This window comes from Arthrobacter sp. U41 (assembly GCF_001750145.1).
In the GTDB taxonomy this organism is placed as follows: Bacteria; Actinomycetota; Actinomycetes; order Actinomycetales; family Micrococcaceae; genus Arthrobacter.
On record NZ_CP015732.1, the window covers coordinates 1,971,978 to 1,998,204 of the forward strand.

General features: G+C 64.3%; 15 protein-coding genes and 2 rRNA genes. 14 read left to right on the plus strand and 3 right to left on the minus strand.

What is annotated here, in order from left to right; all coding sequences use genetic code 11:
- Window positions 1-95: 95 nt before the first annotated feature.
- On the minus strand, window positions 96-638 hold the full coding sequence (locus ASPU41_RS09165; protein WP_069952591.1) for a hypothetical protein: 543 nt from the start codon (window positions 636-638) through the stop codon (window positions 96-98).
- Window positions 639-951: 313 nt separating this feature from the next.
- Between ASPU41_RS09165 and ASPU41_RS09170 the strand changes: the two genes are divergently transcribed.
- From ASPU41_RS09170 to rlmB, 6 genes are all read left to right on the plus strand, one after another.
- Window positions 952-1,434 (plus strand): CarD family transcriptional regulator, encoded by a 483-nt coding sequence (locus tag ASPU41_RS09170; RefSeq protein ID WP_024367191.1) that lies wholly within the window; start codon window positions 952-954, stop codon window positions 1,432-1,434.
- A 113-nt stretch (window positions 1,435-1,547) separates the two neighbouring features.
- Window positions 1,548-2,366 (plus strand): 2-C-methyl-D-erythritol 4-phosphate cytidylyltransferase, encoded by an 819-nt coding sequence (ispD, locus tag ASPU41_RS09175; RefSeq protein WP_069950659.1) that lies wholly within the window; start codon window positions 1,548-1,550, stop codon window positions 2,364-2,366.
- Between the two features lie 2 nt (window positions 2,367-2,368).
- Window positions 2,369-2,905 carry a 2-C-methyl-D-erythritol 2,4-cyclodiphosphate synthase gene (ispF, locus tag ASPU41_RS09180; RefSeq protein WP_069950660.1) on the plus strand — a complete coding sequence of 179 codons (537 nt, stop codon included), beginning with the start codon at window positions 2,369-2,371 and terminating at the stop codon, window positions 2,903-2,905.
- Window positions 2,906-2,946: 41 nt separating this feature from the next.
- Window positions 2,947-3,276: a hypothetical protein gene (locus ASPU41_RS09185; RefSeq protein WP_069950661.1), complete on the plus strand. Its 330-nt coding sequence runs from the start codon at window positions 2,947-2,949 to the stop codon at window positions 3,274-3,276.
- A 55-nt stretch (window positions 3,277-3,331) separates the two neighbouring features.
- Window positions 3,332-4,798: a cysteine--tRNA ligase gene (cysS, locus tag ASPU41_RS09190; protein ID WP_069950662.1), complete on the plus strand. Its 1,467-nt coding sequence runs from the start codon at window positions 3,332-3,334 to the stop codon at window positions 4,796-4,798.
- 123 nt (window positions 4,799-4,921) lie between these two features.
- Window positions 4,922-5,908 (plus strand): 23S rRNA (guanosine(2251)-2'-O)-methyltransferase RlmB, encoded by a 987-nt coding sequence (rlmB, locus tag ASPU41_RS09195; RefSeq protein WP_069950663.1) that lies wholly within the window; start codon window positions 4,922-4,924, stop codon window positions 5,906-5,908.
- A gap of 260 nt (window positions 5,909-6,168) precedes the next feature.
- Here the strand turns inward: rlmB and ASPU41_RS09200 are convergent, their stop codons facing one another.
- Complete coding sequence (locus ASPU41_RS09200) at window positions 6,169-6,972, minus strand: carbon-nitrogen hydrolase family protein (protein WP_069950664.1); 804 nt, start codon at window positions 6,970-6,972, stop codon at window positions 6,169-6,171.
- A 117-nt stretch (window positions 6,973-7,089) separates the two neighbouring features.
- Between ASPU41_RS09200 and glgX the strand changes: the two genes are divergently transcribed.
- From glgX to ASPU41_RS09215, 3 genes are read left to right on the plus strand one after another with little or no spacing between them, the layout of a single operon-like run.
- Window positions 7,090-9,204 (plus strand): glycogen debranching protein GlgX, encoded by a 2,115-nt coding sequence (glgX, locus tag ASPU41_RS09205; protein WP_069950665.1) that lies wholly within the window; start codon window positions 7,090-7,092, stop codon window positions 9,202-9,204.
- Window positions 9,205-9,237: 33 nt separating this feature from the next.
- Entirely contained in the window at window positions 9,238-9,723 is a 486-nt protein-coding gene (locus tag ASPU41_RS09210) for a ribonuclease domain-containing protein (protein ID WP_069950666.1), read from the plus strand.
- Between the two features lie 7 nt (window positions 9,724-9,730).
- On the plus strand, window positions 9,731-10,087 hold the full coding sequence (locus tag ASPU41_RS09215) for a barstar family protein (protein WP_069950667.1): 357 nt from the start codon (window positions 9,731-9,733) through the stop codon (window positions 10,085-10,087).
- A gap of 77 nt (window positions 10,088-10,164) precedes the next feature.
- On the opposite strand, the gene glgP is transcribed toward ASPU41_RS09215, so the two are convergent.
- Entirely contained in the window at window positions 10,165-12,789 is a 2,625-nt protein-coding gene (gene glgP, locus ASPU41_RS09220; protein ID WP_069952592.1) for an alpha-glucan family phosphorylase, read from the minus strand.
- Between the two features lie 168 nt (window positions 12,790-12,957).
- Between glgP and ASPU41_RS09225 the strand changes: the two genes are divergently transcribed.
- From ASPU41_RS09225 to ASPU41_RS09245, 5 genes are all read left to right on the plus strand, one after another.
- Window positions 12,958-15,012 carry an alpha-1,4-glucan--maltose-1-phosphate maltosyltransferase gene (locus ASPU41_RS09225; RefSeq protein WP_069950668.1) on the plus strand — a complete coding sequence of 685 codons (2,055 nt, stop codon included), beginning with the start codon at window positions 12,958-12,960 and terminating at the stop codon, window positions 15,010-15,012.
- The gene (treS, locus tag ASPU41_RS09230) at window positions 15,009-16,805 is read left to right on the plus strand and encodes a maltose alpha-D-glucosyltransferase (protein WP_069950669.1); all 1,797 of its coding nucleotides are present in this window, start codon (window positions 15,009-15,011) and stop codon (window positions 16,803-16,805) included. Before ASPU41_RS09225 ends, treS begins: the two co-directional genes overlap by 4 nt.
- 1 nt (window position 16,806) lies before the next feature.
- Window positions 16,807-20,499 carry a 1,4-alpha-glucan branching enzyme gene (locus ASPU41_RS09235; RefSeq protein ID WP_069950670.1) on the plus strand — a complete coding sequence of 1,231 codons (3,693 nt, stop codon included), beginning with the start codon at window positions 16,807-16,809 and terminating at the stop codon, window positions 20,497-20,499.
- A 482-nt stretch (window positions 20,500-20,981) separates the two neighbouring features.
- Window positions 20,982-22,505 (plus strand): 16S ribosomal RNA (locus ASPU41_RS09240).
- 491 nt (window positions 22,506-22,996) lie between these two features.
- Window positions 22,997-26,143: ribosomal RNA gene (locus ASPU41_RS09245) — 23S ribosomal RNA — on the plus strand.
- The 16S and 23S rRNA genes sit together here, the layout of an rRNA operon.
- Window positions 26,144-26,227 lie beyond the last annotated feature (84 nt).

Consider the following 26,227-nt stretch of genomic DNA (forward strand, 5'->3'; position numbering starts at 1 on the left):
CCCTCAGGATCTTCCGACGGCAGGGAGGCACGGACTGAAAGCAGGCAGGAAAAAGGAGGGGCACCCTGACGGGTGCCCCTCCTTTTGTATGGAAGCTAGTGGTCCGGCCCGCCTGTCGGCGAGGGGGTCGAGGTCGGCGTGGCCGACCCTGTGGGCTCGCTGCCGGCCGGCAGGTACTGCTTGTAGTCGGGTATCGTCGCGTCCAGCACCGGGACCTTGAACTTGGTGTTCTGGTTGGTGCCGTCCTCGCTGATGCTGACCTCAACGAGGGATCCCGGGACGCCGCCGGTGCTGCTCAGGATGGCCTCGTCAGTGGAATCGTTGAGCAGCGTATAGGAGTTCTGCTTGACCGGGATCCGGGTCTGCGCGCCGCCGGCACCGTTGACGGTCAGCGTCACATCCTCGGACGACGAGTTGTAGACGGCGCCGATCACGCGGCCGGGCTTGTCCTCACCGGCGGAGATGATCATCATGTTGCGCAGCTGCAGCGGGCCAATGTTGGCCTGGGTCCCGTCCGAAGCCGCGTACTGCGCGGAGGTCTGCTGGGGGTTGATGTAGCCGCAGCCTGTTACGGACAGCAGGCCGAGGCCCAGAACAGCCGTTGCCATTGCCAGCTTGCCGCGCTGGCCCCGGTTCATCGCAGTGAAACCCACGTCACGCACCCCTTGAGAGTCTTGGAACATTATTCAGCCATAGCCTATCGGCAATCCTCGCCAAACATGATTCGGGCGGTACACAATGCCGCGGACTTCGGGCCGGCGCGCCGCTCGCGGGGGTCAACGCGCGGCCTTGGCAACGGCAGTGCAATGCACTAATATCCGCATTCGTCAAGGGGTTCGGAGGCCGGTTTGGGGCCATTTTCCCCGGATTCATGCGGTTCTTGGCCACGTTCCATGGCAGTCGTATGCCTTAAACGTGATAAACTGGTCTGCGGGAAAGGGGAATGTCCACATGGTTTTTGAGGTCGGCGAGACAGTAGTTTACCCTCACCACGGTGCAGCCAAAATTGAAGAAATCAAGATGCGCACTGTCAAGGGCGAAGAGAAGATGTATCTCAAGCTCAAGGTGGCTCAGGGTGATCTGACCATTGAAGTTCCAGCAGAAAACGTTGACCTTGTTGGGGTCCGGGACGTAGTGGGCAAAGAAGGTCTGGAGCACGTGTTTGAAGTGCTCCGGGCTGAGTTCACTGAAGAACCCACCAACTGGTCACGTCGATACAAGGCAAATCTGGAGAAGCTTGCTTCCGGTGACGTCATCAAGGTGGCGGAGGTCGTCCGCGACCTGTGGCGCCGCGATCACGACCGGGGTCTCTCCGCAGGGGAGAAGCGCATGCTGGCCAAGGCACGCCAGATTCTGATTTCAGAACTGGCGCTGGCTGAGAAGACTGATGAAGAGAAGGCTGCAAGCGTTCTCGACGAGGTCTTGGCTTCCTAAGCAAGAGTTGAACAGACAAGAATCGAACCCCGGCAGCGTAACGACTGCCGGGGTTTCTTTTTGCCTGATGGCTCAGTGGGCTACTCGCGGCGCCGGGACGTAGTCTTGTGCGCATGGACTCTGCACCGAGAAACCCCGTCACCGCGGTTATCGTCGTCGCCGCCGGCTCCGGCCAGCGCCTGGGCTACGGCATGCCGAAAGCCAAGGTTCCGCTGGGCGGGGACAGCATCCTCACCCACGCCCTGCGGGGCGTCGCCGCTGCGGGCATCGCGCGGCAGATCTGCGTCGCCATCCCGCCCGGCGATCCGGAACTGCACGCCCTTTGTGAGGCCTTCGCGCAGGAACTCAAAGCGGAGCGCGGGCGGACTTCCGGTCCGGGGGACGCCGCGCAGCTCCCGGTGGTGACCATTGTCGACGGCGGCGCCAGCCGCGCCGAGTCGGTCCGCGCCGCGTTGGCGGCGCTCCTGCCGGCCACCGAAGCCGTCCTGGTCCACGACGCCGCCCGCGCCCTGGCGCCCGAGGCTGTCTTCCACCGCGTGTCCCGCGCCCTGGCGGCTGGCGCCCTCGCCGTCATCCCGGTCATCCCCGTGGTGGACACGGTGAAGACCGTGGAACCGACCACCGGCGACGGCGCCGCAATCGCCCCGGAGCTCGTCACCGGCACCGCCGCCCGGGAAACCCTCCGGGCCGTACAGACCCCGCAGGGCTTCGAACTGGCCACGCTGAAACGGGCCCACGAGGCTGCGGCAGGGTTCGACGCCGGCCAGGCAGCCGCCGTCACCGACGACGCCATGCTGGTGGAACGCCTCGGTGTCCCCGTCCACGCAGTGCGCGGCGCCAGCCAGTCGCTGAAGATCACCACCCCGCTGGACCTGATCATTGCCGAAGGTCTCCTCGAAGGCCCGCTGGGCGCCCGCTGGGTGGAGGGCTGAGCATGTCCGGGCCCCAGAACACCCCGCTGCCCGTCATTCCGCGGACCGGCATCGGCATCGACGTCCACGCCTACGCCCCCGAGGGCGCACCCCAGCCGCTCTGGCTCGGCGGGCTGCTGTGGGACGGGGAGCGCGGGCTGTCCGGCCACTCCGACGGCGACCCCGTCGCTCACGCCGCTGCCGACGCACTGTTCTCCGCCAGCGGCATCGGTGACCTCGGTACGCATTTCGGCACGGACCGGCCGGAGTACGCCGGAGCCTCCGGGGTGACCCTGCTGGCCGAGGCCGCCCGGATCGTCCGCGCCGAGGGCTTTGAGATCGGGAACATCGCTGTGCAGTTCGTGGCCAACAGACCCAAATTCGGCCCGCGCCGGGAGGAATCCCAGCGGGTCCTGAGCGAGGCCGCCGGCGCCCCGGTGAGCGTTTCGGCCACCACAAGCGACGGCCTTGGCTTCACCGGCCGCGGCGAAGGCATTGCCGCCACCGCGACAGCCCTCGTCTACCGCTCCGTCTCGGCGTCTCCGGAGACCGTCGCCTAGGCTTAACCGAACATCCCTTTCCGCAACACCAGGAGACCCCCGTGAAAAAGCTGCTGCCCGCCGTCGTACTAGTGGCCGGACTGCTGCTCACTGGCTGCGCAGGGACACCGAAGATGAGCATCCCGGACAGCTGCGCGTTCCTGAACCAGGACACCTTCGTCCCCACGGGCAACCAGCAGCAGCAGGCGGAACAGATATCCAAGCACTACCAGGAGGTCGCGGACAAGGTTGCTCCCGAGGTGGCGGCCCCCATCCAGAAGATGGCCGACATCATGAAACAGGTCTCCGGTTCCTCCCTCGGGGCCAAGAGCGAGGAACAGAACAAGCAGCTCGCCGAACAGATGAACAAGATCGGCGAGCACTGCAAGTAGTCCCGCGGGGCGGTCCGCACGTCAGTGCCGGAGCCCCATCGGCTAATCTGGAGCGGTGACCCTGCGCTTCTATGACACTGCATCCGCCGAAGTCCGCGACTTCGTCCCCCTGATTCCGGGCAAAGTGAGCCTCTACTACTGCGGCGCCACGGTGCAGGGCATGCCGCACGTCGGGCACATCCGCTCCGCCATCGCCTTCGACCAGCTCACGCGCTGGCTGCAGTACCGGGAGTTCCGCGTCACGGTGGTCCGCAATGTCACGGACATCGACGACAAGATCCTCGCCAAGTCCGCGGCGTCGTTCGGGCCGGACTTCGAGGACGAGCCGGGCGCCGTCCGGAATGAGGAATGGTGGGCACTCGCGTACCGCTACGAGCAGGAATTCCTCAAGGCCTACGACACCCTGGGCGTTTCCCGCCCCACCTACGAACCGCGCGCCACCGGCCACATCCCGGAAATGCACACCCTGATCCGGCAGCTGATCGACCGCGGGCATGCCTACCCGGCGCCGGACGGGTCCGGCGACGTCTACTTCGACGTGCGCTCCTGGGACAGGTACGGCTCCCTGACCCGTCAGAAGGTCGACGACATGCAGGGCGCCCCGGACGTGGAAGCCCAGTTCGGCAACAGGAAAAAGGATCCGCGTGACTTCGCCCTCTGGAAGGGCCACAAGGAGGGGGAGCCGACGACGGCGAGCTGGGCCTCGCCGTGGGGCGCCGGCCGTCCGGGCTGGCACCTCGAATGCTCCGCGATGGTCACCAAGTACCTCGGCGCCGAGTTCGACATCCACGGCGGCGGACTGGACCTCAGGTTCCCGCACCACGAAAACGAGATGGCGCAGTCACAGGCTGCCGGCCACGGTTTTGCCAACTTCTGGATGCACAACGGCATGGTCACCTACGGCGGCGAGAAAATGTCCAAGTCGATCGGCAACACCGTCAGCCCCGCCGAGATGCTGGAGCTGGCCCCGCCGCGTGTGGTCCGCTATTACCTCGGCCAGGCCCAATACCGCTCGGTGCTGGACTACCAGCCGACCTCGTTGCAGGAGGCCGCCGCCGCGGTGGAACGGGTCGACGGTTTCATCAGCCGCGCCGCCCGGGCTCTTGCTACGGCGGACGGAGACTTCGCCTTCGGCAGCCACGGGTCCGTCCCGGACGGTTTCGCAGCGGCGATGGACGATGACCTCAACGTCCCGCAGGCTCTGGCGGTGCTCCACGAAACCGTCCGCGCCGGCAACACTGCCCTCACCGCCGGGGAGTTCGACGCCGCCCGGCAGGCACTCGTCAGCGTCAACGACATGCTGCGTGTCCTTGGTCTCAACGACATCGCGGGGCCGGCAGTTGACGAACAGAGCACCACCGCTTTGGGAGTCCTCGTAGAAGCGCAGCTGGCGGCCCGGTCCCGGGCCCGCGCCAGCAAGGACTGGGCCGCCTCGGACGCCATCCGCGATACCCTGGCCGCCGCCGGCGTCGTGGTCGAGGATGGCCCGGACGGGGCAAGCTGGAGCCTCAAGCGGGGCTGATCCGACAACCTTCCTGGCGCTGAGCCAGGAGCCCGCCACCGCCCGCGGTTCAGGATTTAACTCGAGTCAGTAGACTGGAGTTCAGACTTATTAACGAATCGCGTATTTAAAAGGGTGAAAATTATGGCCAACAACGGTCGCCGGTCGGTCAAACTGAAGAAGGGCCCCTCCGTCGGAACCGGCGGTCACGGCCGCAAGGCTCTCGAAGGCAAGGGTCCCACTCCCAAGGCGGAGGACCGTCCCTACCACAAGGCGCACAAGAACAAGCAGCTCGCGGAACGCTCCGCAGCCAAGCGTCCGGGCGCCCCGCGCAACGCCGGCGCACGTTCCGGCCCCAAGGGCCGCGCCACCGAGGAAGTCGTCACCGGACGCAACTCCGTCGTGGAGGCACTGCGCGCCGGCATCCCGGCCAAGGCCCTGCACGTCGCCATCCGGATCGAGATGGATGACCGCGTCAAGGAGTCCCTCAAGCTCGCTGCCGAGCGCGGCATCCCGCTGCTCGAAACCGGCAAGCCCGAGCTGGACCGGATGACGGACGACGCCATCCACCAGGGCCTGGTGCTGCAGATCCCGCCGTACGAATACCAGGACGCCTACGAGCTCGCCGAGGAAACCCTCGCGAGCTGGAAGAAGGGCCACGTCGCCAACGCCCCCCTCTTCGTTGCGCTCGACGGCATCACCGATCCGCGCAACCTTGGCGCGATCATCCGCTCGGTCTCGGCTTTCAGCGGCCACGGCGTCATCGTTCCGGAGCGCCGTTCTGTCGGCGTCACCGCCTCGGCCTGGAAGACCAGCGCGGGAGCCGCCGTCCGCGTCCCCGTGGCACGTGCGGCCAACCTGAACAACACGCTGAAGGCGTTCAAGAACATGGGCATCTATGTTCTGGGGCTCGACGGCGACGGCGACGTCTCGCTGCCCGACCTCGCCCTGGCCACCGAGCCGGTCTGCATCGTCGTGGGTTCCGAGGGCAAGGGCCTCAGCCGCCTGGTCCGTGAGAACTGCGACCAGATCGTTTCCATCCCGATCGACTCCGCCATGGAGTCACTCAACGCTTCCATGGCCGTCGGCATCTCCCTCTACGAAATCTCCCGCCAGCGCGCCGTCAAGTAATCCACACCAGCTGGGGGCCCTGACGCTCCCTCACCTTTGGCGGGTGATGACCAAACGCTCCTTCACGTCTGGCGAAAAGTCAGGAAACGCTCTCTCACGTCTGTTGGGGGAGCGTTTCCGGTTCAGCCGCGAAAGATGAGGGAGCGTTTCCGGTCTAGCCGCGAAAGGTGAGGGAGCGTTTCCGGTTTAGCCGCCACAGGTGAGGGAGCGTTTCAGGCGCCGGTGTCCGGGGAAGGCACCAAGCGGACTCGGCGGCGGCCCTAGAACTTGTGGCGGTTTGCGAGGACCGGGAGTTTGGCCCGGGCTTCCTTGACGGCGGCGGGGTCCAGGTCCGCGAACAGCAGGCCGGGGGCGCCGTCGAGCTCTTCGAGGACTTCTCCGAAGGGGGAGACGACGACGGAGTGCCCGACGCCGGTGGGCGCTGCACCCTTGGGCTGGATTCCCTGGCTGGCCGGGTCGCCCTGGCCGCAGGCGAGGATCAGGGTGGTGGAATCCGCGGCGCGGGCGCGGGCCAGGAGCTTCCACTGCTCGGCCTTGCCGGGACCGGACCCCCAGGACGCGCACACAATGTTCACGTCGGCTCCGCGGTCCGCGTTCTCGGTGAACAGGTCCGGGAAGCGGATGTCGTAGCAGGTGGCGAGGCCGAACGTCACGCCGTCAAACTCGAAGGTGACGGGCTCTTCGCCGGCGTCCACGGTGTCCGACTCCGCGAAACCAAAGGCGTCGAAGAGGTGGATCTTGTCGTAGCTGGTCTCCAGGCCGCGGCCCGTGACCAGCAGGGTGTTGCGCACCTTGCCGCCGTCGCCCGCGGCCCCGGGCGTGAACATCCCCGCAACGATCACGATGTCCTGTGCCGCCGCAATGGCGCGCACCCGCGATGCCCAGGGGCCGTCCAGCGGCTCTGCGATGTCCAGCAGCGAGTTACCGAAGGCGCGCATCGTGGCCTCGGGGAACACCACGAGCTCGGCGCCGCCGGCCCTGGCGCGGGCCGCATAGTCCTCCACGAGGGCCAGATTTGCGGCAAGATCGCGTCCGGTAATGATTTGAGCGAGTGCAATCCGCACTTTTACCTCCAATTTTGGCGTCTGTTCCAGTATGCAACGCCGCCATTTGCGTAAACTGCACTTCGTCAGGAAATCGGAATCCGGGGCTTTTTGTTCGGCCCCGCTAAACTTTGAGCAATGGTTATGACCTACGTAGACACAGCTTCCACCGTAGACGCCTCGCGTGCGTTTCCGCTGGGAATCAGCGTTCCGTCCACCGGTTCGCCGGCACTGGATGATCCTCGGAGTGCCTTCGCGAATGTGGCTGTCTACGCGCCCGGGGTGGCGACGCTGGAGATCGCCTACCAGGCTCCCGGTGGCACCTGGCAACTGAAGACGCTGCCGAACGTGACCGACGGCGTCCACCACGGCATCGTCGAGGGGATTCCGGCCGGTTCGCGGTACGGTTTCCGGGCCACCCCGGATCACGAAGCGCTCCCGCTGTCCATGCCCGCCCCGGATTTTGACGAGAGCGGCGGGCAGCCGCTGCTGCTGGACCCCTACGGCCGGGCGGTCGACGAGCGCGGGGAGTTCATCACGAGCGTCCGGATGGAGAGCGGCTTCGACTGGGGCAACGACCGCGGTCCCAGGGTTCCGTGGCGCAACACCATCATCTACGAGGCGCACGTCCGCGGCCAGACCAAGCTCCACCCGGATGTGCCCGAGGCCCTTCAGGGCACGTACGCCGGCCTGGCGCACCCGGCCATGATCGAGCACCTGATCGCGCTGGGGATTACGGCCGTCCAGCTCCTTCCGGTGCACTTCCACGTCGACGAGCCGCACCTGCAGAATCTCGGCATGACGAACTACTGGGGCTACAACACGGCCGCGTTCTTCGCCCTGCACCCCGGTTACGCCACCGAGGCGGCGCAGGCCGCCGGCCCGCAGGCAGTCCAGGACGAGTTCAAGGGCATGGTCAAGCTGCTGCATGCCGCCGGCCTGGAAGTCATCCTTGATGTCGTGTACAACCACACGGCGGAGGGTGGCCGGGACGGCCGGACTCTCAGCTTCCGCGGACTCGGCGAGATGACGTACTACCGCAATGACGGCCACGGCAGATATGTGGACACCACTGGTTGCGGCAACAGCCTGAACTTCGGCGATTCCCGCGTGGTCCAGCTGGTGCTGGATTCCCTGCGTTACTGGGTGACGGAGTTCCACATCGACGGCTTCCGCTTCGACCTCGCGGTAACGCTGGCCCGCAATGCCGCCAATGAGTTCGACCCCCAGCACCCGTTGCTGGTCGCAGTCGGCGCCGACCCGGTGCTGTCCGCGACAAAGCTCATCGCCGAACCCTGGGATATCGGCTATGGCGGCTGGCAGACCGGTCGTTTCCCGGCCGGCTGGGTGGACTGGAACGATCACTTCCGCGACGCCGTCCGCAGCTTCTGGCTCGCTGACCGCGCCGCGATCGACGCCGGCGGGCAGGGCGGTTCGGTGGCCCGGCTCGCGGACGCGCTCTCCGGCTCCGCGAGCCTGTTTGAACCCTCCGGCCGCTCCCGGCTCGCCTCGCTCAACCTCGTGACCGCCCACGACGGCTTCACCCTGGCTGACCTCGTGTCCTACGACCGCAAGCACAACGAAGCCAATGGCGAACAAAACCGTGACGGCCATGGCGACAACCGCAGCTACAACCACGGCTTCGAGGGCCCGACGGAAGACGAGAACATCCTTGCCCGACGCGCGCAGTCCAGCCGCAACCTGATGGCTTCGCTGATGATCTCCCAGGGCGTGCCCATGATCACCGCCGGCGACGAGATCGCCCGCACCCAGCAGGGCAACAACAACGCCTACTGCCAGGACAACCCGATCACCTGGATCGATTGGACCAGCACTCCCGAGTCACACTCGATGCTGCGCACCACCAAGCGCGTGATCCGGCTTCGCCGCGAATTCCTGGCCGGGCAGCCGCATGACTACCCGACCCGCGAAAATCAGTCCTACTTCCACTGGTTCGACGACCGGGGCGAGCCGATGGCCGGGGAGCGCTGGCAGGATCCCGGCCACCGGGTGGTGCAGCTCCTGCTCGGTTCCGACGACGGCCACGTGGACGGACTCGTCGTGGTCAACGGCGGCGCCAAGGACGTCAAAGTCACGCTGCCTCTGCTCAGGAACGAGGACGGGACAGGCAACCGGCTCTTCGAACTGCGCCTGACCACCTCCGAGCTCCACGACCGGCGCCAGGGCGTCCGGGTCGCATCGGGCGAACGGGACGTCGTGCAGGCCAATTCCATCAACATCTACCGCACCTAGTCCGGCCCTGGATTCAGTGCAAGGAAACGAAGAATGAAACCCCAGCGGCTGACGGCCCTGCTTGCCCTGCTGATCGGGCTGGCGGTGCTGGCCTTAGTGCTGGCAGGGGTCCCGCTGACGGGGACTGCCCCGCCCGGCACCGCCCCGGCGGGCGCCAGCCCAACGAGCATGTCCCAGCCAAGCGCCGCCCGGCGCGGCGCCCCTGCCGCGCCGCGGTCCATCGCGAACGCGTCCGGGCTGCCGGAAGTGCGGGCCTCGGAACTTCCCGCCGAAGCCCGCCAGACACTGGCGCTGATCGCCCGGGGCGGTCCCTACCCCTACACCAGGGATGATGTCACATTCGGAAATTTCGAGCGCCTTCTGCCTCGGAAATCCTCCGGCTACTACAAGGAATACACGGTCAGGACCCCGGGTGAATCGGACCGGGGAGCCCGCCGGATCGTCGCCGGGCAGGCGGGCGAGAAGTATTACACCCCGGACCATTACAACTCGTTTAAGTTCATCGTCGAAGGCAAGTAGCAAACCCATGAAGATTTACTCCGCAGACACCTGGACCATCGAGGAACTGCAGACGCTGGTGGGCGACGCCGGCCGGCGTCCCGTGCTGATTCCTGCCGCCGACAGCAAGCGCGGCGTCCTCGAGACGTTTGCGGAGACGCTGGACTTTCCGGCGGACTACGGCGTGAACCTCGACGCGCTCAACGACTCCCTGCACGACTTCGCCGACGCCGTCGCCGACGACGGCCAGGTCCCGGTCACCTTCATCTGGGAGGTCCCGGCGGCCTTCCGCTCGGACCGTTCGTTCGGTGTCATCTGCGAAATCCTGCAGGACGCCGAACGCTACTCCGGCAAGAACCTGGCCGTCATCGCCGTCTGCCTCTAGCCACACAGGAGAGAGCAGCGCCGCACCCCGGGATCCGGGGTGCGGCGCTGTTCTCGTTCAGCCTGTCGGCAGGCGGCTCAGGCGTTAACGATCAGGCCCAGTTCCGCCCTCGACGCCAGGGCAATGTGCTTGGGGAGCACCCGGACCGTGTAACCGAAGGAACCGGACCGGTCGATCACCAGGGTTCCGCTGAAAAGGTGCCGGCCCCGGCCAAGGTCCTCGATCGATTTCAGCTCCGCCACCGTGACGTCGGCCAGTTCGTCGCCGTCCTCCGCCCTGCCGTACGCCACTTCCACGGACACATCATCCGGGGTGAGATCGTGCAGGGCCACGTAGGCGTTGACCTGGAGAATGTCCCCAATCTGGGGGTCCTCCGAGACGCCCACTGAGTCCACATGCTCCACCTGGATCTGCGGCCAGGCGGCCCGGACCCGGGAAATCCACCCGGCGAGGGCCTTGGCCTCGGAAAAATTGTCCTCCGCCGCCCGGCGGCCGGCGACTGCCGCCGGCCGGTACAGGACGTTGACGTAGTCCTTGAGCATCCGGTCGGCGGAGACCGCCGGGCCCAGGTGGGACATGGTGTGCTTGATCATCGAGACCCAGTGCGTCGGGACCGCCTGCGGCCCGGGCTGGGAGGGTCCCGCAGCGCCGGCGCCGTCGGAGACCGTCAGCCCGTAGAAGCGGGGGGCCACCTGCTTCTCAAGCAGCTCGTACAGGGCGGCCGCCTCGATGTCATCGCGTTCCTCGGGGGAGGCGTCGTTGTTTGCGGTCGGAATGGCCCAGCCGTTCTCGCCGTCGTACATCTCGTCCCACCAGCCGTCCAGGACCGAGAGGTTAAGCGAACCGTTCAGGGCGGCCTTCATTCCCGAGGTGCCGCATGCCTCGAGCGGACGCAGCGGATTGTTCAGCCACACATCACACCCGGGGAACAGGGTCCGGGCCATGGCGATGTCGTAGTTGGGCAGGAACACGATCCGGTGCCGCACCGCCGGGTCGTCGGTGAACCGGACGAGGTCCTGGATCATCTTCTTGCCCGCGTCGTCGGCCGGGTGCGACTTGCCTGCGATGACCAGCTGGATCGGGTGCGTCTTGTGCAGCAGCAGGGCCTTGAGCCGCTCGGGTTCGCGCAGCATCAGGGTCAGGCGCTTGTAGGTCGGCACGCGCCGGGCGAAGCCGATGGTCAGGATGTCCGGGTCCAGCACGGAATCCGTCCACGCGAGCTCGGCATCGGCCGCCCCGCGCTTCTTCCAGGCGGCCCGGAGGCGGCGCCGGACGTCCTCGACGAGGGACACACGCATCTCCCGGCGGAGGGCCCAGACGTCCTCGTCGCTGACGTTGTACGCCAGGTCCCAGCGGCCCTGCGTTTCCGCGTCGGAGCCGAACTGGTCACGCGCCAGTGCGGAGACGCGGGGGTCCACCCAGGTGGGCACGTGCACACCGTTGGTGACCGAGGTGATGGGAACCTCCGAGGGGTCGAAGCCCGGCCACAGCGCGGAGAACATTCCGCGGGACACCTCGCCGTGCAGTTTGGCTACGCCATTGGCGCGCTGGGCCAGCCGCAGGCCCATCACGGCCATGTTGAACACGAACGGATTGCCGTCGGTGTAGTCCTCGCGGCCGAGGTTCAGGATCTTGGCCACCGGAACGTCGGGAGCCAGTCCGGCGTCGAAGAAGTGCTGGATCTGCGAGACCTCGAAGCGGTCAATGCCGGCCGGGACCGGGGTGTGGGTCGTGAAAACGGTGGAGGCGCGTCCGGCGGCCAGCGCCTCGTCCCAGCTCAGCGGCGCCGCGGCGGCCATCATTTCCTGGATCCGCTCCACTCCGAGGAAGCCGGCGTGGCCTTCGTTGGTGTGGAACACTTCCGGCGCGGGGCTGCCGGTGAGTCGCTGGAAGATGCGGATGGCCTTGACCCCGCCCATGCCGAGCAGGAGCTCCTGTTGGAGGCGGTGGTCACCGCCGCCGCCGTACAGGCGGTCCGTGATGCCGCGCGCGGCTTCGTCATTGCCCGGAACGTTGGAATCCAGCAGCAGGAGCGGAACACGCCCGACGTCGGCGCGCCAGACGTGCGCCAGCAGCCGCCGGCCGTGGGGCAGGGGCAGGGGCAGGGAAATCTGGATCGGCTTGCCGTTGCCGTCGGCGGAGGCCTCGCGCAGCAGGGTCAGCGGCAGCCCGTCGGGATCCAGGACGGGGTAGGTCTCCTGCTGCCAGGCGTCCCGGGACAGCGACTGCTTGAAATAGCCGGCCTGGTACAGCAGGCCGACGCCAATCAGGGGGACACCCAGGTCCGAGGCTGCCTTCAGGTGGTCCCCGGCCAGGATGCCGAGGCCGCCGGAGTACTGCGGCAGCACTTCGGTGATGCCGAACTCAGGGGAGAAGTAGGCGATGCACGCCGGGGCGCCGTCGCCGAGGCTCTGGTACCAGCGGGGCTGTTCCAGGTACCGGTCAAGGTCCTCCGCGGCAGCGTGGACCCGGCGCACCACATCGAGGTCCGCGGCGAGACGCTGCAGTTCTTCCCTGCTGACCAGGCCGAGGAAGCTCACCGGATCGTGGTCGCTCTCGGCCCAGACCTTCGGGTTCAGGCTCTCGAAGAGTTCCCGGGTGGGCCGGTGCCAGGACCACCGGAGGTTGGTGGCCAACCGGGCCAGCGGCCGGATCGACTCGGGGAGAACGGTTCGGACGGTAAATCTGCGGATTGCCTTCACCTGCGAAACACTAACCGACAAGTCGGAAGCTCGGAACCGCTTTAAGTTTCTTTCGCATAAATGACGGACCGGCGTCCGGAAACCGCCGAAAAAGCGGAGCAGGCTTAGCAATCTGGCCCATTTGTCGCTAACGTCGAGGCTGTGACGACTAACTCCCGAACCAGTGCCGTGTCCAAGCAAAAGCCGAAGACCCCGATCTTGGAGGGCCTCCGCTTTGGCCGTTTTCCGATCACCGCCGTGCAGCCCGCGGTCGAAGACGGTAAATTCCCTGCCAAGGCCGTTGTGGGGGAAACGCTCGTGGTGGGCGCCACCGCCTTCCGCGAAGGCCACGACCGGCTCGGTGTCAGCGCCGTCCTGCTCGATCCCCGCGGGAAAGAACGCCAGCGGGTCCGCCTCGCCCCGCCCCGGGGCCCGCGCGGTCTCGGAACCGACCGCTGGGAAGGTCTCCTGACCCCGTCCGCCACCGGCAACTGGTCCTTTGTGATTGAGGCCTGGCATGACAGCTATGGCACGTGGCACCACAACGCCGAGGTGAAGGTGGAAGCCGGAATCGACGTCGAGCTGATGCTCGCCGAGGGCGCCGCCCTGCTGGCCGAAGCGTCGGAGGACCCCTCCCGTCCGTCCGCTGACCGGCGGACGCTGCGGATGGCCGTCGTCGGGCTCAACGACGCGGGCAAGACCGCCGAGGAACGCCTGGCCGCCGGATTCAGCCCCGACGTGACCGCCGTCATCGAAAGCCAGCCGATCCGTGAACAGATCACCCTTTCCGAGCAGTACCCCCTGCTGGTGGAGCGCGAGCTCGCCGGACGGGGCGCCTGGTACGAGTTCTTCCCCCGGTCCGAGGGCGCCGTCCGCAACCACGAAACCGGCGAGTGGACCTCCGGCAACTTCCGCACCGCCGCCCGGCGCCTCGACGCCGTCGCGGCCATGGGTTTCGACATCATCTACATGCCGCCGATCCATCCGATCGGCATCCAGCACCGCAAGGGTCCGAACAACACCCTGCTGGCCGGACCGCACGATCCGGGCTCGCCGTGGGCCATCGGCGCCAAGGAGGGCGGCCACGACGCCATCCACCCGGACCTGGGCACCTTCGAGGACTTCGACGCCTTCGTGGCGCGGGCCGGGGAGCTGGGGCTGGAAGTGGCCCTGGACCTGGCGCTGCAGGCCGCCCCGGACCACCCCTGGGTCGAAAGCCACCCCGAGTGGTTCACGACCCGGGTCGACGGGAGCATCGCCTACGCCGAGAACCCGCCGAAGAAGTACCAGGACATTTTCCCGCTCAACTTCGACAACGATCCCGCCGGCCTGTCCAACGAGATCCTGCGCGTTGTTTTCCTCTGGGTGAGCCACGGCGTCAAGATCTTCCGCGTCGACAACCCGCACACCAAACCCGTGTGGTTCTGGGAATGGCTGATCGCCAGGGTCAACAAGAAGCACCCCGACGTCGTTTTCCTCGCGGAGGCGTTCACCCGCCCGGCCATGATGCACGCGCTGGGGCGGGCCGGCTTCCAGCAGTCCTACACGTACTTCACCTGGCGGAACACCAAGGAGGAGCTGGAGGAATACTTCCAGGAAGTCAGCCACGAGTCCCCGGCCTACTTCCGGCCGAACTTCTTCGTCAACACCCCGGACATCCTGACCGAATTCCTGCAGTACGGCGGACCGTCCGCGTTCAAGATCCGGGCGGCGCTGGCCGCCACGGCGAGTCCCATCTGGGGCGTCTATGCCGGATTTGAACTCTACGAGCACGTGGCCCGGCCCGGCGCCGAGGAGTACATCGACAACGAGAAGTTTGAATACAAGGCCCGTGACTGGGACGCGGCGGCCGAATCCGGCCGATCGCTGGCGCCCTACCTGACGCGGCTCAACGAGATCCGGCACGCCCACCCGGCCCTGGGGGACCTGCAGAACCTGACCGTGCACGAAAGCACGGACAACGCCACCGTTGTCTATTCGAAGCACAAGACCCTCCCCGACGGCACGAAGGACACCCTGATCATCGTCGTCAACGTCGATCCGCATGGCATCCGGGAGAGCACGGTGACGCTGGATTTGGCGGCACTGGAGCTGGACCCGGACAACCTGACCCACAACGGGCGGTTCATGGTGGATGATCTGTTGACCGGCGAAAGCTGGGAATGGGGGGAGTACAACTACGTCCGGCTGGACGCCCATGTCGAGCCTGCACACATTCTTAGCATCCGGAGGCAGCACGCGTGAGTTTCAGCCCGACCAACCCCAACCAGCACTTCAGCCCAAAGGGGTCCTTTGAACTGAACGCGCCCGGGCTCCAGCACGATCCGCACTGGTACCGCAAGGCGGTATTCTACGAAGTGCTGGTCCGCGGCTTCGCCGACGGAAACGGTGACGGCTCGGGCGACTTCCACGGGCTGATCGAGAAGCTGGACTACCTGCAGTGGCTCGGCGTCGACTGCCTCTGGCTCCCGCCCTTCTTCCAGTCCCCGCTCCGGGACGGCGGCTACGACATCTCGGACTACAACTCCGTGCTCGACGAATTCGGCACCATCAGCGATTTCAAGCGCCTTGTCGCGGAGGCCCACGCCCGCGGCGTGCGCGTGGTCATCGACCTTCCGTTGAACCACACCTCCGATCAGCACCCGTGGTTCCAGGAGTCCCGCAAGGATCCGGACGGGCCGTTCGGTGACTTCTACGTCTGGAGTGACACGGACGAGAAATACGAAGACGCCCGCATCATCTTCGTGGACACCGAGGAATCCAACTGGACCTTCGACCCGATCCGGCGGCAGTTCTTCTGGCACCGCTTCTTCAGCCACCAGCCGGACCTCAACTTTGAGAACCCCAAGGTCATCGACGCCCTCTTCGACGTCGTGCGGTTCTGGCTGGACCAGGGCATTGACGGTTTCCGGGCGGACGCCATCCCGTACCTCTTCGAGGAGGAGGGAACCAACTGCGAAAACCTGCCGCAGACCCACGAGTTCCTGCGCAAACTGCGCAAGATGGTCGACGAAAGCTATCCGGGCCGCGTGATCATCGCCGAGGCCAACCAGCCGCCGGCTGAGGTGGTTGAGTACTTCGGCAGCGAAACGGAACCGGAATGCCACATGGCGTTCCACTTCCCGATCATGCCGCGGCTGTACTACGCGTTGCGGGACCAGAAGGCCGCGCCGATCATCGAGACGATGAAGGACACGCCGAACATTCCCGAAGGTGCCCAGTGGGGCACTTTCCTGCGGAACCACGACGAGCTCACCCTGGAAATGGTCACCGCCGACGAGCGCGCCGCCATGCTCGGCTGGTACGCCCCGGACCCCCGGATGCGCGCCAACATCGGGATCCGGCGCCGGCTTGCGCCGCTGCTGGACAATTCCCGCTCCGAGATTGAACTCATCAATGCCCTGCTGCTCTCCCTGCCGGGCAGCCCGTTCCTGTACTACGGGGACGAGATTGGCATGGGCGACAACATCTGGCTTGAGGACCGTGATGCCGTCCGGACCCCGATGCAGTGGAACCCGGACCGCAATGCCGGGTTCTCCAACGCGGACCCCGGCAAGCTCTACCTTCCCGTGATCCAGTCGCTGGTCTACAACTACAGCATGGCCAACGTCGAGGCTGAGGCAGCCCACTCGGGTTCGCTGCTGCGCTGGACCCGCCAGATCCTCAGCGTCCGGAAGAACCACCCGGCCTTCGGGCTGGGCGGTTTTGAGCATGTGGAAGCGGACCACGACGTGGTCCTCGCCTACCTGCGCGAGCTGCCGGAGGGGAACTCGGCCGGCGAGGACAGCGAAACCATCCTGTGTGCCTTCAACCTGTCCCAGCACCCGGTGGCCACCACCCTGCGCGTGCCGAGGTTCGCCGGCCGCGGCCTGCGGGACGTGTTCGGCGGCCAGGCGTTCCCGGGGATCTCCGAGGACGGCACCCTGACGCTGACCCTTGGCAGCCACGACTTCTTCTGGCTGCGGATCCGCTCGGCTACATCCAACCCTGCGTCGCCCTACACCCAGGCCATGCCTATCCTGTCCATCGAAGGCTGACATGACCCGACCGACCCTTGCCCCTGCCCTGAGCGGCCTGCTCGGCGGCTGGCTTCCGCGCCAGCGCTGGTTCCCCGTCAAGACCGCGGAGTTCAGCTTCGAGCCCGCCGGGGGCCTGAGCCTCGCCGCCGGTCCCGGGACCGCAACAGGGACGGCCGAACTTGAGGTGCTGCTGCTGGCCGTGAGCTACCCGACGCCGGACGGCTCCCGGACCGATGTCGTCCAGGTACCGCTCAGCGTCCGCCGTTCGCCCCTGGCCGGGGCGGAACCGGCGCTGATCGGGCAGACCTCCGGAACCGGCCCCGCCGGGACACCCGAAGCCCGGTGGATTTACGACGGCGTCCACGATCCGGCGTTCATCGCGGCGTGGCTGGAACTCATGCGCGTCGGCGGCACTACTCCCTCCGGGAACGCTGCCGGCCACCTCGTGGAGTCCGGCTACCGCCTGCCCCTGGCCACCGGCCATGTGAAGGTCCTCTCCGGGGAGCAGTCCAACAGCTCGGTGATTGTCGACGACGGCGAATCGGCCGCGATCCTGAAGTTCTTCCGGGTGCTCTCCGAAGGCCAGAACCCGGAAGTGGAAATCGGGGCGGCCCTGACCGCCGGGCGCACCGCCGAAGTGCCGGCGACCCTCGGCTGGGTCACCGGGGAGTGGGACGAGACTCCGGCCGGGGGGCAGGGAGCCCGCCGCGCTCTCGGCGAACTTGCCGTGGCGCACGAATTTCTCGCCGGGGGCCTGGACGCCTGGCGCCTGGCCGTTGACGCGGCGAGCAGGGGGCGGAGTTTCACCGCGGAGGCCCACGCGCTCGGCGCCGCCACCGCCACCGTGCACCGCCGGCTGGCCGCGGCCCTCGGGGTCGCCACCGAATCCGTCCCGGGCGGCGACATAGCGCCCGGCGTGGCCCAGCGGGTGCGTCAGTCCTGGGCACAGGCTGCAGCCGCCGTCGGCCCTTACGACGAGGCGCTCGACAGGCTCCTGGCGCGCCTCGAAGACAGCAGTGCCGGGCCCCTGCAGCGGATCCACGGCGACCTGCACCTGGGCCAGATCCTGCAGGTACCGGGCGGTGCCGGGGAGGCGCCGCGATGGGCCATCCTCGACTTCGAGGGGGAGCCGCTCCGGCCGATCTCGGAACGGAATTTCCCGGATGTCCCGTTGCGGGACGTCGTCGGAATGCTGAGGTCCTTTGACTACGCCGCCGGCGCTGCCGTCCGCGAGCACCCGGAGGCGGACGTCTCGGAATCCTGGGTGGACGACTGCGCTGAGGCGTTCCTGGCCGGCTACGCGGAAGTCATCCCCGGCAGCATCGACCGGGATTCGCCCCTCTTCGTGGCGCTTTGGCTCGACAAGGCCCTCTACGAGGTCATCTACGAACTACGGAACAGGCCCGACTGGCTCTCCATTCCGGTCCACGCATCACGTCGGCTCCTCGGCAGTACAGGCTCCGGCGTCACCGCCGAAGCCGCAGCGGAAGGTATCAAAATGACAGGTTCAGCACGTATCGATCGACCCGGAAGTCCACTGCCGGTGGATGCCGATACCCTGGCGAGGGTCGCCGCCGGCGAACATCACGCGCCGCACTCGGTACTGGGTGCGCACCTCGATGACCACGGCCACGTCACGATCCGCACGGTCAAGCACCTTGCCGAGGCCGTCTCCGTGGTGACCGCCGCCGGCACTTTCCCGATGACGCACGAGTCCGGCGGGGTGTGGGTTGCCGTGCTGGAGCCGCTGGACACGGACCATGTGCCGGACTACCGGCTGGAAGTGACCTACGAGGGCCAGGCGCCGGAGCCGGCCGACGACCCCTACCATTACCTGCCCACCATCGGCGAACTGGACCTGCACCTGATCGGTGAGGGCCGCCATGAGCGTCTCTGGGATGTGCTCGGCGCGCACGTCCAGCACTACAAGTCAGCCCTGGGCGATGTTGACGGCGTGTCCTTCGCCGTCTGGGCGCCGAACGCCCAGGCAGTCCGCGTCAAGGGCGACTTCAACGGCTGGGATGGCCGGCAGCACTCGATGCGTTCCCTCGGCTCCTCCGGGGTCTGGGAACTCTTCATCCCCGGCGTTGTAGCAGGGGCGTGCTACAAGTTTGAGATCCGGACCAAGCACGGTTACTGGGTGGAGAAGGCGGATCCGCTGGCCTTTGGCACAGAGGTTCCGCCGCTGACGGCGTCGCGCGTCGTGGAGCCCTCCTACGCGTTCAAGGACGCGGAGTGGATGGAAGCCCGGGCCGGACGGGATCCGCACAACTCGCCGATGAGTGTCTATGAGGTGCACCTCGGCTCCTGGCGGGTCGGTCTCAGCTACCGGGAGTTGGCCAAGGAACTGGTCGAATACGTCAAGTGGCTCGGCTTCACCCATGTGGAGCTCATGCCGGTGGCCGAGCACCCGTTCGGCGGATCCTGGGGCTACCAGGTCACGTCCTATTTTGCCCCGACGTCGCGCTTCGGCCATCCCGACGAATTCCGGTACCTCGTGGATGAACTCCACCAGGCCGGCATCGGCGTGCTGCTGGACTGGGTGCCGGCGCACTTCCCCAAGGATGAATGGGCGCTGGCGCGGTTCGACGGCGAAGCCCTGTATGAGCACGCCGACCCGAACCTGGGCGAACACCCTGACTGGGGAACGCTCATCTTCGACTTCGGCCGCAGCGAAGTCCGCAACTTCCTGGTCGCGAACGCGCTCTACTGGCTCGACGAATTCCACATCGACGGCCTGCGGGTGGACGCCGTGGCCTCGATGCTTTATCTCGACTACTCCCGCGAGGAGGGGCAGTGGCAGCCGAACCGCTTCGGCGGACGGGAGAACCTTGAAGCCATCTCCTTCCTGCAGGAAGTCAACGCCACGGTCTACAAGACGCACCCCGGCGCGGTTATGATCGCCGAGGAATCCACCGCGTTCCCGGGTGTCACGGCTCCCACAAGCCAGGGCGGCCTGGGCTTCGGCATCAAATGGAACATGGGCTGGATGCACGACTCGCTCAAGTACATGGCCGAGGATCCGTTCAACCGCAGGTGGCACCACGGCACCATCACGTTCTCCATGGTCTACGCCTACACGGAGAATTTCCTGTTGCCGATCAGCCACGACGAGGTTGTGCACGGCAAGGGTTCGATGCTCCGGAAGATGCCCGGGGACCGCTGGCAGCAGCTGGCGAACCTGCGCGCCTTCCTCGGCTACCAGTGGGCGCACCCGGGCAAGCAGCTGATCTTCATGGGCACCGAATTCGGTCAGGAGGCCGAATGGTCCGAGCAGCACGGCCTGGACTGGTGGCTGGCGGAAACTCCGGCGCACCGCGGGATGCAGCTCCTGACCAAGGACCTCAATGAGTTGTACAGCTCCACCCCGGCGCTCTACGAGCGGGACAATGATCCGGCAGGCTTCCAGTGGATCAACGGCGGGGACTCGAACCGCAACGTCCTGACCTTCATCCGCCGGGACGCCGCGGGCAACCCGCTGGTGTGCGCCTTCAACTTCTCGGGGGCCCCCCACACGGATTTCCGCCTCGGCGTCCCCTCGGCGGGGACCTGGCAGGAAGTGCTGAACACCGACGCCGCCTTGTACGGCGGTTCCGGTGTCCTGAACGAAGGTTCACTGACGGCCGCGGACCTCGCCATCGACGGCCAGCCGGCCACCCTCACCGTCACGCTGCCCCCGCTGGGCGCTGCGTACTTCAAGCCGGTGGGCTGAGGCCGGTCAGACCGTCCCGGGAACGGGCCGCCTGAGCTCACCAAAGAGCCCGGAATCCGCGTGATTCCGGGCTTTTTGATGCCCCGCCGCAGGGTCCGCGCGGAGCGCCTTTGTCACCGGGGCAAAGTGGTGGTAGAGTTTATTTCCGCGCTGCTCCCCGGAGTTGGTCGGCCACGAAGACCCAGATGCCTCACGGCGAGACTGGATCGGGAAGCCGATTTGACAAGGGTGAAGCGGCCCGGTAACTTTATGAAGTTGCTCCGGAGCGATCCACGGCTGAGGTTGTGGTGGTGCCGGGTGTGTCTGTTGTTTGAGAACTCAATAGTGTGCCAAGTTTGTTGATACCAATTTATTATATTGAATTGGTTGAATTGACTGGATCCGCCACCCCGTGGTGTGGTCTGGTTTTTACAGCTGGTTTCAAATTTTGTGCAGCCGGCATGCCCCGTTTTCCCGGGGGTGTTGGTTGTGTCTGTTTTACTTCAACGGAGAGTTTGATCCTGGCTCAGGATGAACGCTGGCGGCGTGCTTAACACATGCAAGTCGAACGATGATGCCAGCTTGCTGGTGGATTAGTGGCGAACGGGTGAGTAACACGTGAGTAACCTGCCCTTAACTCTGGGATAAGCCTGGGAAACTGGGTCTAATACCGGATATGACTCCTCATCGCATGGTGGGGGGTGGAAAGCTTTATTGTGGTTTTGGATGGACTCGCGGCCTATCAGCTTGTTGGTGAGGTAATGGCTCACCAAGGCGACGACGGGTAGCCGGCCTGAGAGGGTGACCGGCCACACTGGGACTGAGACACGGCCCAGACTCCTACGGGAGGCAGCAGTGGGGAATATTGCACAATGGGCGAAAGCCTGATGCAGCGACGCCGCGTGAGGGATGACGGCCTTCGGGTTGTAAACCTCTTTCAGTAGGGAAGAAGCGAAAGTGACGGTACCTGCAGAAGAAGCGCCGGCTAACTACGTGCCAGCAGCCGCGGTAATACGTAGGGCGCAAGCGTTATCCGGAATTATTGGGCGTAAAGAGCTCGTAGGCGGTTTGTCGCGTCTGCCGTGAAAGTCCGGGGCTCAACTCCGGATCTGCGGTGGGTACGGGCAGACTAGAGTGATGTAGGGGAGACTGGAATTCCTGGTGTAGCGGTGAAATGCGCAGATATCAGGAGGAACACCGATGGCGAAGGCAGGTCTCTGGGCATTAACTGACGCTGAGGAGCGAAAGCATGGGGAGCGAACAGGATTAGATACCCTGGTAGTCCATGCCGTAAACGTTGGGCACTAGGTGTGGGGGACATTCCACGTTTTCCGTACCGTAGCTAACGCATTAAGTGCCCCGCCTGGGGAGTACGGCCGCAAGGCTAAAACTCAAAGGAATTGACGGGGGCCCGCACAAGCGGCGGAGCATGCGGATTAATTCGATGCAACGCGAAGAACCTTACCAAGGCTTGACATGAACCGGAAACGCCTGGAAACAGGTGCCCCGCTTGCGGTCGGTTTACAGGTGGTGCATGGTTGTCGTCAGCTCGTGTCGTGAGATGTTGGGTTAAGTCCCGCAACGAGCGCAACCCTCGTTCTATGTTGCCAGCGCGTTATGGCGGGGACTCATAGGAGACTGCCGGGGTCAACTCGGAGGAAGGTGGGGACGACGTCAAATCATCATGCCCCTTATGTCTTGGGCTTCACGCATGCTACAATGGCCGGTACAAAGGGTTGCGATACTGTGAGGTGGAGCTAATCCCAAAAAGCCGGTCTCAGTTCGGATTGGGGTCTGCAACTCGACCCCATGAAGTCGGAGTCGCTAGTAATCGCAGATCAGCAACGCTGCGGTGAATACGTTCCCGGGCCTTGTACACACCGCCCGTCAAGTCACGAAAGTTGGTAACACCCGAAGCCGGTGGCCTAACCCCTTGTGGGAGGGAGCTGTCGAAGGTGGGACTGGCGATTGGGACTAAGTCGTAACAAGGTAGCCGTACCGGAAGGTGCGGCTGGATCACCTCCTTTCTAAGGAGCACCTACGATCACCGTGCCTCATGTATGTGAGTGTGTCGGGGTTGTCAGGAGTACGCCCGTTGCGCAGACGCTAGTTCTGCGGCGGGTGCTCACGGGTGGAATATCAATGAATAGCGGCCGCCGGTTTTTTCCGGCACCCAGTACGGACTGTTCACTCTTCGGGGTGTGGTTCTGGAACGGTGCGGGGAGGGTACGGGCGGTTTAGTGTTTGGCACACTGTTGGGTCCTGAGGCAACAGGGTCGGGAGGGGTTTCTTTCCCGGGTTTGTTTGTTTCTGGTTTCCTGGCTGCACCGGGCATGCACTTTTTTGTGTGTGGGGTGTGTGGTATGGGGTTGTTGTTTGAGAACTACATAGTGGACGCGAGCATCTTTTATAAGAAGCAATTTCCAAGAATTATGAACCTGGATCTGTTGTTCCATCCTTCGGGGTGGGGTGATGGTTTTCATGGTTCTCTCGTGAAGTAGTTTTTTTGATCTTTTGTGGTCAAGTTTTTAAGAGCACACGGTGGATGCCTTGGCATTAGGAGCCGAAGAAGGACGTAGGAATCTGCGATAAGCCTGGGGGAGTCGATAACCGGACTGTGATCCCAGGGTGTCCGAATGGGGAAACCCCGCCAGGGGCGCGAGTTACCTGGTGACCCGCATCTGAACACATAGGGTGCGTGGAGGGAACGCGGGGAAGTGAAACATCTCAGTACCCGCAGGAAGAGAAAACAATAGTGATTCCGTCAGTAGTGGCGAGCGAACGCGGATCAGGCTAAACCGTTCCATGTGTGATAGCCGGCGGGCGTTGCATGGTCGGGGTTGTGGGACTTCCCATTCTGTCTCTGCCGGGACAGTGGGGTGAGTAGTACAGGCATAGGTGAACGGTCTTGAAAGGCCGGCCAGAGAGGGTGTGAGCCCCGTAACCGAAATGTTGTGTACCGCCCGGGGAGTATCCCAAGTAGCACGGGGCCCGAGAAATCCCGTGTGAATCTGTCAGGACCACCTGATAAGCCTAAATACTCCCTAATGACCGATAGCGGACCAGTACCGTGAGGGAAAGGTGAAAAGTACCCCGGGAGGGGAGTGAAACAGTACCTGAAACCGTGTGCTTACAATCCGTCGGAGCATCTGCAGCTTGCTGTATGGGTGTGACGGCGTGCCTTTTGAAGAATGAGCCTGCGAGTTAGTGTTACGTCGCGAGGTTAACCCGTGTGGGGAAGCCGTAGCGAAAGCGAGTCTGAATAGGGCGTTGCAGTGGCGTGATCTAGACCCGAAGCGAAGTGATCTACCCATGGCCAGGTTGAAGCGACGGTAAGACGTCGTGGAGGACCGAACCCACTTCAGTTGAAAATGGAGGGGATGAGCTGTGGGTAGGGGTGAAAGGCCAATCAAACTTCGTGATAGCTGGTTCTCCCCGAAATGCATTTAGGTGCAGCGTTGCGTGTTTCTTACCGGAGGTAGAGCTACTGGATGGCTAATGGGCCCTACAAGGTTACTGACGTCAGCCAAACTCCGAATGCCGGTAAGTGAGAGCGCAGCAGTGAGACTGTGGGGGATAAGCTTCATAGTCGAGAGGGAAACAGCCCAGACCACCAACTAAGGCCCCTAAGCGTGTGCTAAGTGGGAAAGGATGTGGAGTTGCGAAGACAACCAGGAGGTTGGCTTAGAAGCAGCCATCCTTAAAAGAGTGCGTAATAGCTCACTGGTCAAGTGATTCCGCGCCGACAATGTAGCGGGGCTCAAGTACACCGCCGAAGTTGTGGATTTCAGATAGTAGCCAAGCCGCCTCCTTTGTGGGGTTGGTTCAGGCGTCTGGAGTGGTAGGGGAGCGTCGTGTGGGCAGTGAAGTCGCGGTGTAAACCAGCGGTGGAGCCTACACGAGTGAGAATGCAGGCATGAGTAGCGAAAGACGGGTGAGAAACCCGTCCGCCGAATGATCAAGGGTTCCAGGGTCAAGCTAATCTGCCCTGGGTAAGTCGGGACCTAAGGCGAGGCCGACAGGCGTAGTCGATGGACAACGGGTTGATATTCCCGTACCGGCGAAAAACCGCCCATGCTGAACAGGGGATACTAACCGCCCGAGACCTGCCTGACACCCCTTGTGGGTGGAGGGTTTTGGTGGAGCGCGGGACCTGATCCTGGGAGGCAAGCGTATTAACAGGTGTGACGCAGGAAGGTAGCCGAGCCGGGCGATGGTTGTCCCGGTCTAAGGATGTAGGGCGAACGGTAGGCAAATCCGCCGTTCATGATGCCTGAGACCCGATGGGACTCCCGTAAGGGGGGATTCGGTGATCCTATGCTGCCTAGAAAAGCATCGACGCGAGGTTTTAGCCGCCCGTACCCCAAACCGACACAGGTGATCAGGTAGAGAATACTAAGGCGATCGAGAGAATTATGGTTAAGGAACTCGGCAAAATGCCCCCGTAACTTCGGGAGAAGGGGGGCCCCCATCGTGATGGACACTAGCTGTCCGGAGCGTGCAGGGGCCGCAGAGACCAGGGGGAAGCGACTGTTTACTAAAAACACAGGTCCGTGCGAAGTCGCAAGACGATGTATACGGACTGACTCCTGCCCGGTGCTGGAAGGTTAAGAGGACCGGTTAGCCGCAAGGCGAAGCTGAGAATTCAAGCCCCAGTAAACGGCGGTGGTAACTATAACCATCCTAAGGTAGCGAAATTCCTTGTCGGGTAAGTTCCGACCTGCACGAATGGAGTAACGACTTCCCCGCTGTCTCAACCATAAACTCGGCGAAATTGCAGTACGAGTAAAGATGCTCGTTACGCGCAGCAGGACGGAAAGACCCCGAGACCTTTACTATAGTTTGGTATTGGTGTTCGGAGTGGCTTGTGTAGGATAGGTGGGAGACGTTGAAGCCCGGACGCCAGTTCGGGTGGAGTCATCGTTGAAATACCACTCTGGTCACTTTGGACATCTAACTTCGGCCCGTAATCCGGGTCAGGGACAGTGCCTGATGGGTAGTTTAACTGGGGCGGTTGCCTCCTAAAAAGTAACGGAGGCGCCCAAAGGTTCCCTCAGCCTGGTTGGCAATCAGGTGTCGAGTGTAAGTGCACAAGGGAGCTTGACTGTGAGAGAGACATCTCGAGCAGGGACGAAAGTCGGGACTAGTGATCCGGCGGTACATTGTGGAATGGCCGTCGCTCAACGGATAAAAGGTACCTCGGGGATAACAGGCTGATCTTGCCCAAGAGTCCATATCGACGGCATGGTTTGGCACCTCGATGTCGGCTCGTCGCATCCTGGGGCTGGAGTAGGTCCCAAGGGTTGGGCTGTTCGCCCATTAAAGCGGTACGCGAGCTGGGTTTAGAACGTCGTGAGACAGTTCGGTCCCTATCCGCTGCGCGCGCAGGAAATTTGAGAAGGGCTGTCCTTAGTACGAGAGGACCGGGACGGACGAACCTCTGGTGTGTCAGTTGTACTGCCAAGTGCACCGCTGATTAGCTACGTTCGGATGGGATAACCGCTGAAAGCATCTAAGCGGGAAGCTCGCTTCGAGATGAGATTTCCATACACCTTGTGTGTGAGAGGCCCCCAGCCAGACCACTGGGTTGATAGGCCGGATGTGGAAGCGAGGACTAACGACTCGTGAAGCTGACCGGTACTAATAGGCCGATAACTTACACCACACACCCTCTTCGTGAACGGATTCAAAAGACGTTCACACCATGAAGAGGGTAAAAAGAAAACAAGACTGCTTGCGTCCACTATGT